Source organism: Pseudoalteromonas sp. SIMBA_162 (assembly GCF_046535955.1).
Lineage (GTDB): Bacteria > Pseudomonadota > Gammaproteobacteria > Enterobacterales > Alteromonadaceae > Pseudoalteromonas > Pseudoalteromonas marina.
The window spans coordinates 1-869 of sequence record NZ_JAWJBQ010000053.1 but is presented as its reverse complement, the minus strand read 5'-3'; the positions used below and the strand labels follow the sequence as shown (position 1 = coordinate 869).

At 44.8% G+C, this 869-nt stretch carries 2 rRNA genes; both read right to left on the bottom strand.

Annotation, left to right across the window (positions count from 1 at the left end):
- Positions 1 to 271: ribosomal RNA gene (locus R0J88_RS18665) — 23S ribosomal RNA — on the bottom strand; the annotation flags it as partial.
- Between the two features lie 346 nt (positions 272 to 617).
- Positions 618 to 869, bottom strand: a 16S ribosomal RNA gene (locus R0J88_RS18660); the annotation flags it as partial.

Here is an 869-nt window from a genome sequence, read left to right as displayed (position 1 = left end):
GGCTGGTCCCGTTTCGCTCGCCGCTACTCAGGGAATCGCATTTGCTTTCTCTTCCTCCGGGTACTTAGATGTTTCAGTTCCCCGGGTCTGCCTTCTCATATCCTATGTATTCAGATATGGATACCACTCCATTACGAGTGGTGGGTTTCCCCATTCGGAAATCTCCGGATCAAAGCTTGCTTACAGCTCCCCGAAGCATATCGGTGTTAGTACCGTCCTTCATCGGCTCCTAGTGCCAAGGCATTCACCGTGCGCCCTTAATAACTTAACCTAAAAAGTTAGTTACACTTCTCTAACTGAGAAGATTTTAAGAACTTACACTCAATCAATTTTGTCTCGACAAAATTGCCGTCCAGATTTTGAATTTTATAAATGTCTGCTATGCAGATGTTGATAAAATTAACTCCTCTCAAAATCTGTGACATCCGTCGGAGACTAATTATTATTTAGCTTTAGCTAAATAATGAATGCTTGAATTTTGTTTGTTGCTATCAATGTCGTTTTATCCAGTTTTCAAAGAACAAGTTTGAAGATTTCATGAAAGAATGAACCTTCAAAACTGAACACAAAACGTTAATGCTATAAGCCACTGGCTTATATTCCGTTAATATCCTTAGAAAGGAGGTGATCCAGCCGCACCTTCCGATACGGCTACCTTGTTACGACTTCACCCCAATCATCTGTCCCACCTTCGGCGGCTGGCTCCAAAAGGTTACCTCACCGACTTCGGGTGTTACAAACTCTCGTGGTGTGACGGGCGGTGTGTACAAGGCCCGGGAACGTATTCACCGCGGCATGCTGATCCGCGATTACTAGCGATTCCGGCTTCATGTAGGCGAGTTGCAGCCTACAATCCGAACTGAGAACGG